Source organism: Thermodesulfobacteriota bacterium (assembly GCA_040754335.1).
Taxonomy (GTDB): Bacteria; Desulfobacterota_D; UBA1144; order Nemesobacterales; family UBA2774; genus 2-12-FULL-53-21.
On the sequence record JBFMCV010000002.1, the window covers coordinates 41,840 to 60,063 of the forward strand.

Annotated in this window: 10 protein-coding genes; 2 read left to right on the top strand and 8 right to left on the bottom strand. The window is 56.8% G+C overall.

Annotated elements, in window-relative coordinates; all coding sequences use genetic code 11:
- Positions 1-180 precede the first annotated feature (180 nt).
- From AB1598_03615 to AB1598_03625, 3 genes are read right to left on the bottom strand one after another with little or no spacing between them, the layout of a single operon-like run.
- Positions 181-3,810 carry an efflux RND transporter permease subunit gene (locus tag AB1598_03615; GenBank protein ID MEW6144089.1) on the bottom strand — a complete coding sequence of 1,210 codons (3,630 nt, stop codon included), beginning with the start codon at positions 3,808-3,810 and terminating at the stop codon, positions 181-183.
- Between the two features lie 60 nt (positions 3,811-3,870).
- Positions 3,871-4,983: an efflux RND transporter periplasmic adaptor subunit gene (locus AB1598_03620; protein ID MEW6144090.1), complete on the bottom strand. Its 1,113-nt coding sequence runs from the start codon at positions 4,981-4,983 to the stop codon at positions 3,871-3,873.
- Between the two features lie 6 nt (positions 4,984-4,989).
- Positions 4,990-6,387, bottom strand: a complete 1,398-nt coding sequence (locus tag AB1598_03625) for a TolC family protein (GenBank protein ID MEW6144091.1) — start codon at positions 6,385-6,387, stop codon at positions 4,990-4,992.
- 864 nt (positions 6,388-7,251) lie between these two features.
- Between AB1598_03625 and AB1598_03630 the strand changes: the two genes are divergently transcribed.
- On the top strand, positions 7,252-11,502 hold the full coding sequence (locus AB1598_03630) for an isocitrate lyase/phosphoenolpyruvate mutase family protein (protein ID MEW6144092.1): 4,251 nt from the start codon (positions 7,252-7,254) through the stop codon (positions 11,500-11,502).
- Positions 11,503-11,962: 460 nt separating this feature from the next.
- Here AB1598_03630 and AB1598_03635 read toward each other — a convergent pair whose 3' ends face one another.
- The 5 genes from AB1598_03635 to AB1598_03655 form a co-directional block, all read right to left on the bottom strand.
- Positions 11,963-12,886, bottom strand: a complete 924-nt coding sequence (locus AB1598_03635) for a rhodanese-related sulfurtransferase (protein MEW6144093.1) — start codon at positions 12,884-12,886, stop codon at positions 11,963-11,965.
- Between the two features lie 6 nt (positions 12,887-12,892).
- Positions 12,893-13,222 (bottom strand): type II toxin-antitoxin system RelE/ParE family toxin, encoded by a 330-nt coding sequence (locus AB1598_03640; protein ID MEW6144094.1) that lies wholly within the window; start codon positions 13,220-13,222, stop codon positions 12,893-12,895.
- Positions 13,222-13,482 carry a type II toxin-antitoxin system ParD family antitoxin gene (locus AB1598_03645; protein ID MEW6144095.1) on the bottom strand — a complete coding sequence of 87 codons (261 nt, stop codon included), beginning with the start codon at positions 13,480-13,482 and terminating at the stop codon, positions 13,222-13,224. Before AB1598_03645 ends, AB1598_03640 begins: the two co-directional genes overlap by 1 nt.
- 391 nt (positions 13,483-13,873) lie before the next feature.
- Positions 13,874-16,552 (bottom strand): glucosidase, encoded by a 2,679-nt coding sequence (locus tag AB1598_03650; GenBank protein ID MEW6144096.1) that lies wholly within the window; start codon positions 16,550-16,552, stop codon positions 13,874-13,876.
- Between the two features lie 375 nt (positions 16,553-16,927).
- Positions 16,928-17,149, bottom strand: coding sequence for a DUF2934 domain-containing protein (locus AB1598_03655; protein ID MEW6144097.1), 222 nt, complete (start codon positions 17,147-17,149; stop codon positions 16,928-16,930).
- Positions 17,150-17,585: 436 nt separating this feature from the next.
- Here AB1598_03655 and AB1598_03660 point away from each other — a divergent pair, with 436 nt between their 5' ends.
- Complete coding sequence (locus AB1598_03660; GenBank protein MEW6144098.1) at positions 17,586-18,068, top strand: hypothetical protein; 483 nt, start codon at positions 17,586-17,588, stop codon at positions 18,066-18,068.
- Positions 18,069-18,224 lie beyond the last annotated feature (156 nt).

Sequence of the window (18,224 nt, forward strand, 5' to 3'; positions counted from 1 at the left end):
ATATTTGCAAGCATCCGACAGCGACCGGTTCTTACGCTTGCTCAGAACCGTTCCTCGCAATGACAGGTGGAGGGAGTGAGATTGCCGCGGTCACTCCCGGCTTCGATCGAAGGCTTCCGGCTTGGCTAACGCTACGCCGGACGAGACGCCGTGATAAAGCGTTCCCTCGCAATAACAAACTTATACCTTCCCCCACTTTATAATCTTCAAATCCAGCACGAACACGGCGTAGAAGACAGGGACGAGCACGAGCTCTATGACCGTCGCAAGCGCGAGGCCGCCTATCTGCGCGTAGCAGAGGGGCTGCCAGAGCGGGCCACCGTGTATGGCGAGGGGGAAGAGGGCGAGTATCGTCGCGCCTACGGTTATAAGCACGGGTCTCAGACGCGCGATCCCGGCATCGAGCAAGGAGTCCTCGAACGGCTCCCCTTCCTCGTGCTTCACCTCTATGAAGTCGAAGAGCACTATCACGTGGCTCACGATAACCCCTACGAGGCTCGCGATGCCGAGGAACGCCATAAACCCGAATGCCTCCCTCATTATGAGCAGCGCCGCGAGCGAGCCGACTACGCCGTACGGGACGGCCGCGAATACGAGGAAAGGCTTTACCGCGTTATTGAACTGGAGCACGAGCGCGACGAATATCGCCAGTACGGATATGATGAGGACGGTCGTGAGGTTCCTGAAACCCTGTATCTGCTTCGCCTTCTCCCCTCCGTACACCATCTGATACCCGGGCGGGAGGCTGTCTTCGAACGCGTCTATCTCTTTCCCGGCCTTGCCGAGTATCGTCGAGGGGTACGCTCCCGGCTCGGGGAAGCCTATCACGCTGATGGTCCTGAAATGCTCGCGGCGCATAATGCGCGAGACCTCCATCCCGTAATTGACGGACGATACTTCGAGGAGCGGAATCTTCTGCTCGTTGTCGGAGGCGTAGACGTAGAGGCTCTGTAGGTCCGAGAGCTCGGCCCTCTCGTCCACCCGGAGCCTTGCGAGCACCGGAATCTGCTTGTCCCCCTCCTGATATACCGTGACCTCGGCCCCGCTCAAACCCGCAGCCGAGGATACGGCCACGTCTTCGTTCGTTATTCCGGAAAGGTTCGCCCGGTCGGGGTCTACGTCGAGCCTCACCCTGAAGCTGTCCTCGAACCAGTCGTCCCTCACGCTCATGGTCTCGGGCACTTTCCTGAGTATGCCCTTGAGCTCCTCCGAAAGCCTCCTCAGAGTGCCGATGTCCTCGGCCTCGCTCACGTACTCTGAGCTGATGTCCGATCTGCCTGATATGTGTATCTGTATCGGGTAGTCGACCGGGTTCAGCTGGAGCTGTCTCACCTCGAAGTACGCTCCCGGTATCCTCCCCGAGAGCGCCTTCTGTATCACGGGCGCGAGCGCGGGCGTGTCGTCCTTGTCGCTCACCTTCAATATTATCTGCGCGTAGTTCGTCTGCTGCTGCTCCGGGGAGAGCGTATACCAGAAGCGCGGGCCGCCTCCGCCGACGAATGCGGTCACGGAATCGAGGACGCTCTCTTTCCTCTTTTCCTTCACGCCGTATTCGCGTGTGACCTCTTCGATCACTTCCTCCGCCTTCGCCGCAACCGCATTCGTCTGAGAGAGCGCGACTCCGTTCGGGAGCCAGACGTCTACGTATGAGAGGTACTCGACGTCCTCGGGAAAGAAAGAGGACGCAAGGCGTGAGGCCACGAGGCCGCCCAGGACGAAGAAGGCGAGCGAGAACGCGAGCACCTTCTTCCTGTGCTCGATCGCGTACTTCCCGACCCGGTGATAGAAGCCGTAGAAGCCGGTCGTTCTCTTTTCCTCTATGGTCTCTTCGGGCTTTTTCCCCGCTCTCAGCAGGTAGAACCCCAGGAACGGAATGAACGTCATCGAGACGAGCCTCGAGGAGACGAGCGCGCACGCCATCACGACGGGGAGGCTGTAGAGGAACTCCCCTGTCGTGCCCGTGAGCATGAGGTAGGGGAGGTACGCGACTATGTTCGTCACTGTCGCGAACATTATCGCGCGGGCGAGCTTCGTCGGGCCCAGCCACGAGGCGACCTCGGGCGGGTGGCCTAGCGCGAGGTTGCTCTTTATCGCGTCGTTCGCGACGACGGGGTCGTCGACGAGGAGCCCCAGCGCTATGATGAGCGTCGCGATCGAGACCTGTTGTAAATCGATTCCGAGGAGATACATGAGCCCGAACGTCATAGAGAGCGTTATCGGGATCGAGAGCGCCATGAGCAGCGCCGAGCGCCATTCGCGGAAGCCGAACCACGCGACCAGGACGACGAGTATGATCGCCTCGACGAGCGCCTCCATGAAGAGGTCCATGTTGTCCTGCACCTGCTCGGGCTGGTCGGAGGTCTTGGCTATGATGAGGTCTCTGGGGATGATGTGCTGTAGCTCCGCCTTGGCCTGATCTAGCGCTTCTCCGAACTTTTCTATCTGGTCGTCTTTTCTCATCTGTACCGCGAGAGTGATGGCCCGGGACCTCCGCCATTTGCCGTCCTTATCGCGCCACGAATAGAAATTGAGAAAGGTCGGAGGGTCCTGGTAGCCCCTCGTTATCTCGAACAGGTCTCTCAGGTAAACGGGCACACCCTCGGGGGTCTTCGATATGACGACGCCCCCTATCTCGCCCGGGTCCGTGAACTGTCCCGACGGGTAGACCAGGACTTCGCTGCCTCCGACGTCGAACTCCCCTCCGGGCAGGTCTGTGTTGCGGGCGTTCACCTTCTGCTTTATATCGGCGGGCAGGATTCCGTACGAGGCGAGCTCCTCCTGGGAGTAGTCGAGATAGACGCGCTGGGGGAGGACGCCCGAGCGCTCTATTATGGAAACCTCCTCGACCGACTGGAGCACCTCCGTTATGAGCTCGGTCACGTTCTCGAGGTCGCTGTAGCTGTACTTGTCTCCCGCGACCGCTCCGAGCTTCTTTTCCGTCTCAGCGGCGTTTCCTATGAGCACGGGCTCCCAGGCGTCCACGTGGAAGCCCGAGAGACCGAGCTTTTCGGCGGAGAACCTTTTCGTGAACGCGAGGAAATCTCCGGGGCTCGCCGTTACTTCCGCGTCTAATGCAATGAACCCGGGCGCGCTCACGACGCGCGGGTCTTTCGCCATGCCTCCCTCTGTAAGTGATATGGAGAGCATTTCGAAGACCGTGCCGAGGCTCGCGGCGTCGATCGAGCCCGGCAGCGCGACGACGAAAGTCATGCGCTTGCCCGCTTCCTCCGGGGGGAACTGCGAGCGCATGGACTCTATCGCTTTATTTATGTTCCGGGCGCGGACTGCTATCTCGACTCCGCTTTCCTTGGGGGACGCGACGGTGAGCATCATCGCCGCGGTGTTCCCGAAACCGCTGTTGAACTTTATAGGCCCCGCGCCATTCGGGAGGTTGTTGTTCAGGTAATCGAGGCGGAGGTTTATGTCGTTGAACTGCGGGGTCGTGTCCTTCAGGTCTTCGGATAACTGCACCTGGACAATGGCCATTCCCGGAAGCGACGTGGACTTTATCGCGAACTCGTTTCCGGGGTCGGGCTCGTGGAGGTATGAGTTCTGGGCTATCGTCTCCTCCATGGGCTTCGTTACGAGCTGCTCGACCTTTGCCGCGTCCGCTCCCGGCCAGGGGCACGTCGCGACCGCGATGAGGACGGGTATGTCCGGGTCCTTCCGCTTGGGCATGTTGAGCCAGCCGTATACGCCCCATGCTAAGACCGCGATCAGCAGCACCCATGAGATCTGCCTCTTCTCGGTAAAGAAGCGCGCCGTGTTGTGCGTGCTGGCGATTATGTCGTTGTCGTCTCTGTGCGGCATGGGTCTCGGTCGGTTACCGGACGGTTTAAGATTGCTTCACTTGCTCCCTTCGCTCCACGATCACGGGATTATTCTTACCTCTTCTCCTTCGCGGATGATCTGGGAGCCCATGATTACGACCTTCTCTCCGGGGGCGAGCCCTTCCATCACGGCCACGCTGTTCCCGTATACGCTCCCCAGGAGCACGTCCTTTTTCCGCGCGAATGTTTTCCCTTCCCGCTCGTCTACGACGAACACGGCGAATTCCCGGCCGTCCGTCGAGGAGCGCACCACGGAGCCGAGAGGGAGCAGCACTACGGGCACGTCTTTCCCTTTTGTATCGAGCGCGAGAGAGGCGATCATGCCGGGCTTAAGGACGTTATCGGGGTTCGGTATCGTTATCTCGACGTTAAACACACGCGACCGCGAGCCCGCTTCGGGCGCTATCTCCGTAATCCTCCCCTTAAAGAACGTGTCCGGTATGGATTCTGTAGTGACCGACATCCCGTCCCCGAGCTTCACGTCCCCTAGCACTACGTCGGGCACGGCGAAGAGCACTTTCACCGACGTAACGTCGGCCAGCACGAATCCCCGGGTGCCCGGCCTCACGTAGCTCCCGACCTCTATGTCGCGCTCGAGGAGTACGCCGTTCATGGGCGCGCGCATGGTGCAGTAGTCGAGGTTCTGCTGCGCGCCCACTACCTTGGCCTTCCCGCCCTCAACCTGCGCCTTCGCGGTCTCATACTCCTTGGTCGCGTGCTCGTAGTCGTTAATCGTGATGCTCTTGGTCGAATACAAGATAGTAGTCCTGTCGTAATCGGCCTTCCCTTTTACGTATGACGCCTGCGCCTCCGCGAGCTCCGACTTGGCCTCTATCACCTTGGAGAGATATTCCGTATCGTCTATCGCCGCCAGCGCGGCTCCCTTCGTTACATCATCGCCTTCCTGCACATCCCTCATGCGCCCGTCCGAGCCCATGACCTGCATGATCTCCCTGACGTATCCGTCGACCTTGAAGTCGAGGCTCACCTGCGTATAAGGGTTTACGGTCGCCGTGAACCTGAGAGGGCCCGTGACCTCGCCCGGAGTGGCGGCCTTCACCCTCACCGGCGTGACGGTCTTTTCGTATCCGCTCCCGCACGCGCACAGCGCGGCGGCCAGGGCAAAGGCTATGTGTGCGGAGATGCGTCTCATGCGCGTCTATTCCTCCCCCATCGCTTTCTCGAGCTCCGCGCGCGCGGTCCAGTATCCGAGCACGGCTTCCTGATAGTCCTTGTTCTTTTCCTCGAGGGACGATTCCGCTTCGAGCACTTGCTCTAGGATGGCGGATTCCTGCCTGTACTTGTTCATCGTAACGCGGAGCCTTTCTCTCGCGGCTGCCTGCTCCATCTCCGTAACGTCTATCAGGGCCGCGGCTTCTTCAAGCTTGCGTATCTTTGTATTGACGTCGATGATGACGTCGGATTCCGATTCGTCGAGCAGGTTCTTCGCCTGGATCACCGCCTTCTTCTTCTCCGCTATCTCCGCCTGCCTCCGCCCCCAGTCGAAGAATTCCCACTTGGCGAATAGCGCCACGGTCGAGGTGTTCTCGGGCAGGAGCTCTATGTCGAGGTTGGCGGTGTACTGGAGCTGTACCCCTACTTCGGGTATGTACTTCGACTTCTTGATATCCACCTCGTTCTCCGCGAATTCGATATTGAGCCTGGCGGCGTTCACCTCCGGGCGCTCCGCGAGCGCTATCTCCTCCGCCTCTTTCGGATTAACGGTAATCGACTCCGCGCTTCCCACGGGGGTGACCGTGAACTCCGTCTCCACGTCCCGCCCGAGGAGCTTGTTCAATTTCTCCTTCTGCGTAGCCATTTCGTTTTTCGTCTTGAATTCGTCGTACTCTGCCTTGCCGAGCCTGGCCTTCACCTCGAGGCTCTCGCTCTCGAGAGCCCTGCCCACGGCGACGTACCTGTTGACGAGCTCGTAGAGCTCCCGGAGGAATACTATCTTTTCCCTCTCCGCCTGGAGCTCGCTCTCCGATTTCAGTATGTTGTAGTACTCCTTCTTCACTTCCTCGGCCACCTGCTGCTGTCTCGCGCGGAGCTCCTCGCCGAAGAGGGACTTCTCCACCTTCCGCTGCTTCACGTAGAGGTATATCTCGTAGAGCTGCGTTATGGGCTGGGCGACTGACGCGTTAATGAACGTCGTGAAATCGGGCGCGGTCGATATCTTGGTGGTCTCGGCAGGTATAGGGCCTATTCCGGGGAAGTTGCCGAACGCCCCCTTCCTGAACGTGAAGGCTTCGTTAGACAGGTGATAGGACTCGTACGCGCTCACGTTGAATTCCGGGAAGAGCTTCGTCTTGGCCGCCCTGACGGCGTCACCCGCCTTCTCCACCTGTAATATGGCGTTATCTATGGAGAGGTTGTCCTCGAGCGCGATCGAGAGCGCCTCTTCGAGCGTGAGCGTCTCGATGTGGCCGCTTTCTTCTCCCCCCGAGGCCGGGGGGGAGGGGAAATAGACGGTCAGAGCCAGGAAGGCGCATATCAGAACGCGATAAACGCGTCCCGGGAGCCCGGCGCCCGCTCGTAAGTGCACAGATGGACCCATCGACATCCTCCTTTAATGTACGGCCGGTAAAGCGTAAGGAATTCTGAATCTCAGGTTCAAATTATTTTAGATAATTTTATCACTAAAATAAAACTGGCGGACAGACAATGTGTGCTGATGTACGGTTCTCATGTGACTCCTCTGCTAAACCTACAATGTCATTTCGACCGCTGCTTCGAGCGAGCAACGGTTTCGATCGAGTGAGAAACCGGTCGACCCCGGCTGATTGCTGTGAGTTGTCATCTGCTTCAATAGTTACTGAAAACAAAATAAGTAGGACGCCTCGGGCTGATTGTAAGTTCGCTTCTCACAAGCAGCATCCGTGTAGTAGAAAACAAAGCGGGAGAAATCTATTGTTAGTATTTCTTCTTTAAAACAAATCAAACCAACAGATTTCTCGCTATTAGAATTTGGTACAGCGACATTACCAGTATTACTTAACATCGTGTTTCATAAGCATAGGCGTCCGGTTCTTGCACTAGTTCAGAACCGTTGCTCGAAATGACAAGTAAGGGGCGAGATTGCCGCACCAGGCCTGTCCCGTACTAGATACGGGAATGGTGCTCCTACAATTCTGAGCGGCTCTCCGCAATTTCTCCCCGGGCAATTCACAAGGGCTTAAAAACAGGTAGAATGTTTAAAAAGGGGCAGGGTTCTATATTTTTTACCTATGATCGCCTGTTGTGCATTGCAGAGCAGATTTTTTTCTCCGGCCCGACGGCAATATTACTCCGTAATGGTAAATATATTAATAATTACGGCAGGTTATTATAGTTTTATTTGATTTGAGGGCCGGGTGTATTATAATGATGGTTCCCTTTTTTAAACTTTTGCACAGTAAAAAACCCAAGGAGAAGGAGCGACATGAGCACCGTTCGTGATATTTCAAAACAGCCGTTCAAGGTAATCTCGGCGCCGAGGAACCTCCAGATAAGGAACAGCCTCCTGAGCGAGTATGCCGACATATATACTCCTCAGGTCCTGGAAGCACTCAAGGCGCTTTCCGTATTCAATAAAGACCAGAAGCTGCTGATGGAAAAGCGGTACGCGAGGCGCGCGCAGCGGAACCGCAACAGGGAGAGGATAAGGTTCCTCAACCCGAACGATTTCATACCCCGCACCAATATAAAGGTACAGGACGCGCGGGACGGCAAGTTCGTGGGCTCCGAGATCCCTCATGACCTCCAGAGGCAGTGGATACAGGGCACGGGCCCCGCGGCCAAGCCGAACACTTCCCTCGACAAGAGCATCAGGAACGTAGCTTACGCTCTCCTTTCGGGCGCTGACGGCTGGATGTTCGACGGCGAGGACGCCCTCGGACAGATAAACACGATGTCGCTCGACAACCAGAGGAACCTCAAGCTCGCCATAAGGAAAGACCCGGTTTTCATGAACGTCGCCGAGCAGGTCTCGAGGGAGATGAACGACTGGGCGAAGGGGTTCTTCGGCCGCGAGATCATACTCGACTGGAGAAAGCAGCTCGACTTCACGACGAAGATCTTCCGCGCGAGGGGGCTGCACCTCGACGACAGGCACATAAGGGACGAGAACGGTCTCATGCTTTCGGCCTCGATCGTCGATGTAGTGCTTTACATTGTGAACAACTATCAGGAGCTCGATAAATCCGGCTCGTCGCTCGTTCTATACCTCCCGAAGATACAGACGGCCGAAGAGGCCGCATTCTGGAACGAGCTCTTGTCCGCGCTGGAGGACCACCTGAACCTTCCGCTCGGCGCGATAAAGGTATACGTGCTCGTCGAGCAGCTGGAGGCCACCTTCCAGCTGATGGAGATACGCGCGGCGCTCGGCAGGCATTTCGTCGGGTTCAACACGGGCAGGTGGGATTACATAAACAGCGTGTCCGACGCGATGGCGTGGGACCAGTCTTTCATAAACCCGAACATAGAATCGATAACGATGACTTACGGCTACATGAGGAATTACGAAGACCGCGTGCGCAGGGCCGTGAACACTCCGGGCGTCAACCATAACTACGCCCTCTGGCAGGGCGGAATGGAGCCCAACATCCCCGTAGGCTCCGACAAGGGTGTAAAAGAGGGGATGAAGAAGGCGGTCGAGGGGGCAAAGAGGGAGCAGCAGGCCGGGGCCAGCGGCAAGTGGGTCGCTCACTGGAAGATGGTGCACATAGTAAGGCCGGTATGGGAAGAAGCCGGGGAAGAGAACCAGATGGGCAAGAAGTTCCCGCCCCTCACCTACACCGACGAAGACGCCGACGGTCTCACTCTACTCGAGCCGGCGCCGAGGACCGTAAGGGGCGCAAGGAACCTCATATCCGTCGCATTACAATACGGCAACGCCTTCGGACAGGGCTTCCAGGCGGCGGCGCTCAAGCCCGCCGACTTCTTCGGCAACGACGACATACTCTATTTAATGGAAGACATGGCCACGGGCGAGATACGCCTCAGCATACTCTGGGAATGGGTGGACAAGGGCGCGGTCCTCACCGAGGACGACAAGGAGACCGGGGTCAAGGCAGGGGACATATTCACCTCGGATTTATTCGAGAGGCTCCTCGCCGAGGAATACGACAAGCTGCTCAAGGCGAAGGACAAGGACGTACACGACGACTCCAAGCCCACGACGCTCCCGATAGCTAGGGAGATAGTGGAGACATACGTGCTCGACAACATCAAGACGCCCTGGTACATCGACCTCCTCAACATAAACCTCAACAACCACGACCTCTCTACGGCCAAGATCAGGATAAAGCAGTACATGGACGCCTTCAAAAAGGACGGCACGCGTATCACGGAGAACCTCGACTTCCTCCCTGAAACGAGGATAGACACGACTCTCGAGGACGAGCTCGATTCGTTCGAGAGGGAAGTGAGGGAGATGAAGGAGTGGTTCGCGCAGCCGAGGTTCAAGGGCATAAGGCGTCTTTACTCGGCCCGCCAGGTGGTACAGCAGGCGGGGACGATAGAAAACGACTACACGGTCGCGAGGAGATACTCCGAGGAATTCTACAACAGGCTCCGGGAGCTCTTCGCCAAGGGTGAGCAGATAACGACTTTCGGCCCCTACTCGCCGGGACAGATAGTCACGATGAAGCGCATAGGGATAGAAGGAATATATCTCGGCGGCTGGGCGACGTCCGCCAAAGGGTCGCTGTCTGAAGACCCGGGCCCGGACCTCGCGAGCTATCCGCTGAGCCAGGTGCCGGATGAGGCTGCCGGGCTAGTGCGCGCTCTCCTCACCGCCGACAGGAACCAGAAGTTCATGAGGTCCCGCATGTCGGAGAAGGAGAGGAAGGCGACGCCGAAGGTCGATTACAGGCCTTTCATTATCGCCGACGCCGACACGGGACACGGAGGCGACGCCCACGTGAGGAACCTCATCAAGAGATTCGTCGAGGCGGGCGTTACCGGTTATCACATCGAAGACCAGAAGCCGGGCACGAAGAAATGCGGACACCAGGGCGGCAAGGTGCTCGTTCCGGTTGACGAGCAGATAAAGAGGCTGAATGCCGCAAGGTTCCAGCTCGATATAATGAAAGTGCCGGGGATCATCGTCGCCCGCACGGACGCCGAGGCCGCAAACCTCCTCGACGGAAGGGGAGACGAGCGCGACCAGCCGTTCATTCTCGGAGCGACGAACACGACCGTTCCCGGATACAAGAACTGCTACCTCGCTATACTCAAGAGGTTCTTCGACAAGGGCATCACCGACGTTAACGGGTTCATGATGTACAAGATATCGGACGCCGAATACGACGAGGTATACGAGTGGTTCGACAAGGTCGGCCTCACCCCTATCATAGACAAGAGCATACAGGCATTGAAGGAAGGAAAAGAAAGGAGCATAACGAAGCCGCTCGAGAACGCGGCCAGCAAGTTCGTCGAGACCTGGGAAGTGGAGTCGGGCCTCATGACCTACGCCCAGGCCGTGGCCGAGCAGATGGAGTTCGCGATAGAAGAGGGCAGGAACCTCGGGATGACAATAGACGAATGGTTCGAATTCGCGAATCACTCTTCCTACCAGCACGCGAGGGACAGGGCCAGGCTGATGGGAATAGAAGCCGCGTGGGACGCGGAGCTCTCGAGGACTCCCGAGGGATACTATCAGGTCAAGGGCGGAATAGAGTACGCCATAGCGAAATCGCTCGCGGTCGCTCCTTACGCAGACCTTATATGGATGGAAACCAAGACCGCAAACTACGAAGAAGCGAAGGAGTTCGCCGAGGCTATACACGCCGAGTTCCCGGACAAGATGCTCGCGTACAACCTGTCGCCGTCCTTCAACTGGGACACGACCGGGATGAGCGAGGACGAGATGAGGAACTTCCCGAAAGAGATCGGGAAGCTCGGCTACGTGTTCGACTTCATCACCTACGGCGGGCACCAGATAGACGGTCTCGCGGCGGAAGAGTTCGCGACGGCTCTCAAGCAGGACGGGATGCTCGCGCTCGCGAGGCTCCAGAGGAAGTTCAGGCTGCTTGATTCGCCCTACAGGACTCCGCAGACGCTCGTCGGAGGGCCGAGACTCGACGGCGCGCTCGCCGCATCGTCGGGACGTACCGCTACTACCGTCGCCATGGGCAAGGGCTCGACACAGGTGCAGCACCTAGTCGAGACCGAAGTCCCGCCGAGGATACTCGAGGACTGGCTCGAGCTCTGGTCCGAGCACTACGGCATACCGGGCCGCCTGAGCGTCAAGCTGAGGCCCCACACGGCCGGCTCCGAGCTCCTCGAGCTTACGGTCAAGGACGAGGGCGGTAACAAAGTCGCCGACGTCATATTCGCCACGATACACGACCGCTGGGGGAACAACTTCGTTTCCGTCAGGGACCAGAATACGTTCGAAGACAAGTTCCGGAAGAAGAGGCTCATGGCCCTCATACACATATTCCTGATACACAGGTATAAGGCCGTCTCCGTGCACTACGTGAGCCCGACCGAGGACAACCAGAAACAGGCCCAGGGTATGAAGGCTATGGGTATATACGACGAGGTCAACACCGAGATCGGGCACATCATAGTTGCGAGGGTCAATACGGAGAGAGTTAAGGAGCTGCTTGCCCCGGACCTCACCGAGCTCAAGAGTTTCATAGCGAAGAAATCGAAGCCGAAGGGCAAGAAAAAAGACAAGCAGTAAACTTTAAGACAGCGAGTTGCGGAGGCCCCGGTCAAAAAGGGCCTCCGGGTTTTTCAATCCGTGACGGAGGGAGTTTTAAACGATGATCGAGCTGCTTCCGCCTTTCCTGTACGCGATCTTTCTTCTCGGGTTCGTCCTCGCGCTTTTGCTCAAGGCGAGGAATATAAAGGACTAGGCACACACACGTAGTGTGCTTTTCGGTTCCTTCCGGTTTATCAGCTTAAATCAGCGTCTGAAGCCCAACCCGTTCGCCCTGAGCTTGCCTGCAATAAATTCAGGCCGCGACCACGTTTGTATATCGCGCCAAGATGGCGCTCCTACAATAAACGTAATCCTTTCTCAGTAGGAGCGGCTTCCAGCCGCGATTCCAATAGAAAAGAGTGAAGGGTGGGAAGTTATTGCAGCACGAACGGGTTTTGCTTCGCTGTTGGTTTGGGCAGAGAAACTTCGGTAGGACCGTTTATGAGCGGACATTGTCCGCCCTCGATTTGTATCCCTGCCTCTCGCGGGTCTTCCTGCGGTTGTGCTCGTGGTGTTCCTCGAGGCATTCTACGGAGCAGCAGCCTTCGTTCTCATCGCTGCATCTCTTGCACAGTATCACGAGGTCGTCGCAGGCGGTGTTCCTGCAGTTCTGGTAGCGGTCGGAGCTCTCGCCGCAGACGACGCAGCGTGATATCACCACGCCCTCGGCCTCGACGTCCGAGACGAGCCTGTCGTCGAAGACGAAGCACTTCCCCTCCCAGAGCGTGTCCGGATATTTCTGGCAGAAGTTGATGATTCCGTCCTTTAGCTGGCGGACGTCGGTAAAGCCCCTGCTTATCATGTAGGCGGTCGCCTTCTCGCACCTTATCCCGCCCGTGCAGTATGTCACGATCTTGCTATGTTTCTTGTCCTTGAGCTCTTCGAGGGCTTCCGGGAACTCGCGGAACGAATCCATCTTCGGAATCACGGCGTTCCTGAACCTCCCGACGTCCGACTCGTAGCTGTTCCGCGTGTCGAGCATGATGAAGTCCTCGCCGCTCTCGTATAGGGCGATGAGCTCTTCGGGGGTGATGTACTTCCCTCTCTTGCTCATATCCACTTCCTTTTCGAGACGGATAATCTCCATCTTCACCCTTACTATGAGCTTCCTGAACGGGAGGAAGGACGCGGTCTCTTCCTTGAAATTGACGTCCGAGAACCCTTCGATCGAGGTAAGGAATTCTTTGTACCTCTCCACCTGCTCCCGCGTTCCAGCGAATGAGCCGTTTATGCCCTCGCGCGCGACGAGCAGCTTCCCGAGGAGCCCTTCCTTGCAGCAGAACTCTCTCTGCCGGGCGGCGAAGCCGTCGGGGTCGGCTATTTCGATGAATTTATAGAAGAGGATTATGTGTACGTCGTTCATTGCGTCTCATTTGCCGGATGTAATATTTCCCTTTGCGTCTTCCTTCAGGCGGGCAGGAATGTCCATCCGCTCATGGAGTATGCTGATTATACCCAATACTCCTCCTGAAAGAACCCGGAAGAATATGAAGTGCCTCTCATAACGTATGTAGAAAATCTTTTCAAACCCCGTGCGTTCGAGCGTTCGCCAGAGCTTCTGATCCTTCTGGGCATTCGAAATCGCGTCGTGCATTCCGCGCATGTATTCTACAGCCTTCCGCTCTCCCCACTTCTCAAGTGTGTAATCCCATATCTCGTCCTGTCTCCTGTCCGCGGCGGGGAAAAAACGATACCGCATTATGATTTCTGTTTACCGCGGTTTCTCGAGATCACGTCATCGGCGCTTACCTCTACGAATTCGCTCTCCCCGGCGCTCATGCCGGGTTCGAGCTCGCCGCGGAGCCGCTGCCACCTGTGCTCTTCGAGACGCTCATAATCCTGTCTTATGAGGGCCCGTATGTATTCGCTAACGGACTCGTACATGCCTTCGGGCCCCGTACGCTCCCTGACGAATTTGATCAGCTTTCCCGATATTCTCACGTTTACGCTTTCAGCCATCGCTTGCGCCCCCTTACTCAGGATATTATAGAATATGTATCGAGAAACATCAATTTTGTGAGAAATATGCTCACAAATAAGACCATGGATGTAGGGGGTTTTGCGGCTCGGCGGATAAAGCCTCGGGATTGTCTATCGCAGCGCTGAAGTTGTTGCCATAAAAAGAAAAAGAGGGAGCACCCGTTACCGGAATGCGCCCTCTTTTCTTAAAGGAGGATGGAGGATAGATTTAAGTGCGTTACTTAACTTTCATTATTAATATAAAGGATGGCTCTTAATTTGTCAAGCGGAATTTTCACTGCGAATTTTATCCTTTGTTAACGGAGATTATTGCCGCGGATAAGCGCTGACCGGCGCTGCAAGACGATCGCACGCATAGCCCGAGACGGGGTCATATCTCGCCTATCGTGCCGTACTCGCCCGACTGTCGTATGAGCTTTCCTACGAGCCCCGTCCAGCCCGTCTGGTGGCTCGCTCCTATGCCGGCTCCGTTGTCCCCGTGGAAGTACTCGTAGAAGTTGATGTAGCAGCTCCAGTAGGGGTCCGTCTGGAATTTCTCGGTCCCGCCGTAAACCGGTCTCCTGCCCGACGCGTCTTTCTTGAATATCCTGACGAGCCTGTGCGATAACTCCTTAGCTACTTCCCAGAGGTTCATATACTGGCCCGAACCCGTAGGGCATTCCACCCTGTAGCTGTCCCCGAGATAATAGTGGAATTTCTGGAGAGACTCTATCAAGAGGAAATTCACGGGGAACCAGACGGGGCCCCGCCAGTTGGAGTTCCCTCCGAAAAGACCGCTCGTCGATTCCGCCGGCTCGTACTCGACCGTATAGTCATACCCGGCCACGTGGAACTCGTACGGGTGGTCCCTGTGGAATTTCGAGATCGAGCGTATACCGTACGGGCTCAGGAACTCGTTCTCGTCGAGCATCTTCTTAAGCACCTGTCTCAGCTTGTCCTGGTCGACTATGGAGAGGAGCCTCCTCTCGCCCACCCCCTTTTCCTCCATCGAAGCCACGTTCTCGCCGAGGTCGGGTCTGTTCTCTATGAACCATTCCATCCTCTGCCTGAACCCTTCCAGCTTCACGAGCACTTCGGGCTCGATGGTCTCAATGGCATAGAGAGGGATGAGCCCCACCATCGAGCGCACCTTCATGGGCAGGTGGTTCCCGTTAGGCAGGTGGAGCACGTCGTAGTAGAACTCGTCTTCGTCGTCCCAGAGCCCGTCGTGCCCCCGCTCCGGGAGGTTTATCGCGCGGGCGATGTAGAGGAAGTGCTCGAAGAACTTGCTCGCTATGTCCTCGTAGCTCGCGTTGTGCTTAGCTAACTCTATGGCTATCGCGAGCATGTTGAGACAGTACATGCCCATCCAGCTCGTGCCATCCGCCTGCTCAAGTATGACTCCCGAAGGGAGCTTCGCGTTCCTGTCGAAAACTCCTATGTTGTCTAACCCGAGAAACCCGCCCTCGAACACGTTCTTCCCTTCGGCGTCCTTCCTGTTCACCCACCACGTGAAGTTGAGCAGCAGCTTCTGGAAGACCCTTTCCAGGAAATGGATGTCCTTCCTGCCGTACATCTTGTGCTCGATATTGTAGACCCTCCATGCTGCCCAGGCGTGTACGGGGGGGTTAACGTCGCTGAATGCCCATTCATAGGCCGGTATCTGGCCGTTCGGGTGCATGTACCATTCCCTCGTGAGCAGCATGAGCTGGCGCTTCGCGAAATCGGGGTCGAGGAGGGAAAAGTTCACAGTGTGGAAGGCGAGGTCCCAGGCGGCGAACCAGGGGTATTCCCACTTGTCGGGCACCGAGAGTATGTCTTCGTTGTAGACGTGTATCCAGGTGTGGTTCCTCCCTTGTTTCCTCGACTCGGGAGGAGGGGGGTCGAGCGGGTCGCCGTCGAGCCATTCCTCGACGATATAGTAATAGAACTGCTTCGTCCACAGCATCCCTGCGAAGGCCTGGCGCTGTATTGCGGCTAGGTCTTCGGGAATCGTGTACGGGCACACCCGCTTGTAAAACTCGTCCGCTTCTTTTTTGCGCTTGTCAAAGACCGAGTCGTATATCTTTCCGAAGGGGTCTATCAGGTTTATCGTATCCGAGAGCCTGAGCCTCACCGTCTGGGATTTGCCCGGCTGTATGGTGAGCGTATAGTGGGCGGACATCTTCGTCCCCGTGCACTTGCTGTTGACGGCGCTCTCCCTGCCGCCGACTATGCAGTCGTTGATCCCGTCCTTGACGTACGGGGTGCCGTTCGGCGACCCGTATATCCTCTCGAAATTGGTCTCGTTATCGGTGAAGAGGAGCCCGCCGGGGTTATCGCAATAGAGCCACATGTTGCCGAGCGTAGGGTGCGAGGCCTCGATCACTTTCAGCTTCTCTTCCGATTCAGCATAGCGGAGAGAGGGCTTGTCCCCTCCTTTCCATGACCAGGTGTTCCTGAACCAGAGCGTCGGGAGAAGGTGAAGGACCGCTTCCGCAGGCCCCCTGTTGGCGACCGTAACAAGGACGAGTATATCGTCGGGGGTCTTCTTCGCGTACTCGACGAATACGTCGAAATAGCGGTCCTCGTCGAACACGCCCGTGTCAATCAGCTCGTACTCGGATTCATGGCGGCTCCTCTTCTTGTTCACCTCCACGAGGTCGTCATACGGATAGGCCTTCTGAGGGTATTTGTAGAGGCACTTCATGTAGGCGTGGGACGGCGTGTTATCGAGGTAGTAGTAATATTCCTTTACATCCTCCCCGTGGTTGCCCTCGTCGCCGGTGAGCCCGAAGAGCCTCTCCTTCAGAATCGGGTCGTGTCCGTTCCAGAGCGCGACTGAAAAGCAGAGTCTTGCGTGGTTGTCGGAGATGCCCGCGATGCCGTCCTCGCCCCACCTGTAGGCGCGCGAGCGTGCGTGGTCGTGGGGCAGGTATTCCCAAGCCGTACCACCGGGGCTGTAGTCCTCCCTCACCGTCCCCCACTGCCTCTCGCTCAGGTATGGCCCCCACTTCTTCCAGTATGTCTTTCTTTCTCGGTCCTCTCTCAGTCTCTTCTCTTCAGCCGTGAGCTTGATTCCGGTATTCATGATGGTAGGGGCTCGTCTGATACGTGTTACAGCTACGTGCGTTCTTCTGTCCCGGAACGTCCGCAGGTAAAAGCCCTTTTATCCTCCTCTCCGATCTTCGTGTGTCGTTATTCCCTGCGTGCCCGGATACGGACGGGAACCGCACACTGTGTGTATTATTTTACAGCGGAGACGGCCCGGTATGAATAGTCTCATATTAATTAGAGCCGAGTGCTGATAACTCTGAGCCGGGTTTCACCGGGCGGTGGCGATCTTGAGGATAGAAGGGTTTATTGTTTATGAGGTCTAACGTGACAGAACGGTGTTTCGATATAAAAAATACCGTAAAATTAATTTCGGTGATCGACCCGTGACCCCGGGGGGGTGAAGCGGTTTCTACTTTTTCTTCTTTCCGAAGACAATAGTCTCGGCCTCGAGCCAGTGCTCGACGTCTTTTCCGTGGACGCATCCGCTCTTCTCGTAAAGCTCGTATGCGACTCTCGCGATCTTGTCGTGAACGGACTCTTTGGACGAAGAGGATTTTTTGCCCGCGGTCTTGGGGTTGGCCGCCTTTTTGCTTGCAGTCCTTTTCGGTGCTGCTTCTTTTTTAGTCGCCATCTTGGGCTCTCCTTTACCCGTAATATATGAACATAAATATTATTTTCATACAATGATATATCAATATCCGTCCGGTGTCATCTCCGAATTTTCAGATTAACACGAAATTCATATTAAGACAGCCCGGTTGTGTGCGGCTACTCGCTACTCCCGTATATACCCGGATCGTCGGCGCCGGCACACCCGCTTACTTGACACATTGTTTGAGCCTAGCTTAATATTTGAGAGGGCAGCTCGTCCACGCGCTGTCGCGTCTCCCGTCGTTGTGCTTACGTTCATATCGGTCAGGTATTCGGTGTGCGTCTGATGAGGCAACGCTTCACCGGCGGGAAGGGTGGACGTTCTACATCTTATCAGCGGCTCGTTCGTATGATTCACGTAACGGACGGCGGGATCGAATCAAGAAAACCGGAGATAGCGAGGAGGAGTCGGAAAAATGAAAACTGGAATATACACTCTGATCGTTGTTATGGCCGCGGTTTCGGGGCTCTTCACGACGGCGGCTCTGGGGGATTTGTCGGGCGGCGAAACGAGGGCGAAGCTGATTGGCTCCTGGGTGTGGGAAGAAGGAGAGGGGATCAGCCGCACAGTGACCTCGTACTCGTTCAGCGGCGACGGCACGTTCACATGGACTGTGGCGCAGCCGGGGATGCCGGGATCGTCCGGCAACAGGACGGTAACGGGCAGCTGGCGTCTCGAGACCGCAGAGAAAGGGCTAAAAGCGATTTTTGACGAGGCGAACATGCTCATCCTCGAATATCAGGTAAGTGAAGCCGGTACGGACGCCCTTGTGCCGACTTCGAAGAAATACCTGGTGGTGATAAGCATAGACAATACCCTCGGGGGGAAGGAGACGCTGAGACTGATGCCGCCCGACGGCTCGCTCCCGGGCACGCAGTACTTTTTCAGGGCGCAGTGATACAGGCTTGTGCCAGGCGGCCCGAGACCAGCCCGGGCGTGTCATTGCCGTTCACGTGACATCGGACCGGAAATCAGATACGCGGCGTTTCTGAGCGGTGGAGCGCGAATCGAACGGGGAGGCTGAACGTGAATGCGGTATGCCCCGGATCGGGTT

Excerpts from the sequence above, each read along its gene's own strand:
- AB1598_03615 (MEW6144089.1), bottom strand. The coding sequence starts at position 3,810 with ATGCCGCACAGAGACGACAACGACATAATCGCCAGCACGCACAACACG.
- AB1598_03620 (MEW6144090.1), bottom strand. The coding sequence starts at position 4,983 with ATGAGACGCATCTCCGCACACATAGCCTTTGCCCTGGCCGCCGCGCTG.
- AB1598_03625 (MEW6144091.1), bottom strand. The coding sequence starts at position 6,387 with ATGGGTCCATCTGTGCACTTACGAGCGGGCGCCGGGCTCCCGGGACGC.
- AB1598_03630 (MEW6144092.1), top strand. The coding sequence starts at position 7,252 with ATGAGCACCGTTCGTGATATTTCAAAACAGCCGTTCAAGGTAATCTCG.
- AB1598_03635 (MEW6144093.1), bottom strand. The coding sequence starts at position 12,886 with ATGAACGACGTACACATAATCCTCTTCTATAAATTCATCGAAATAGCC.
- AB1598_03640 (MEW6144094.1), bottom strand. The coding sequence starts at position 13,222 with ATGCGGTATCGTTTTTTCCCCGCCGCGGACAGGAGACAGGACGAGATA.
- AB1598_03645 (MEW6144095.1), bottom strand. The coding sequence starts at position 13,482 with ATGGCTGAAAGCGTAAACGTGAGAATATCGGGAAAGCTGATCAAATTC.
- AB1598_03650 (MEW6144096.1), bottom strand. The coding sequence starts at position 16,552 with ATGAATACCGGAATCAAGCTCACGGCTGAAGAGAAGAGACTGAGAGAG.
- AB1598_03655 (MEW6144097.1), bottom strand. The coding sequence starts at position 17,149 with ATGGCGACTAAAAAAGAAGCAGCACCGAAAAGGACTGCAAGCAAAAAG.
- AB1598_03660 (MEW6144098.1), top strand. The coding sequence starts at position 17,586 with ATGAAAACTGGAATATACACTCTGATCGTTGTTATGGCCGCGGTTTCG.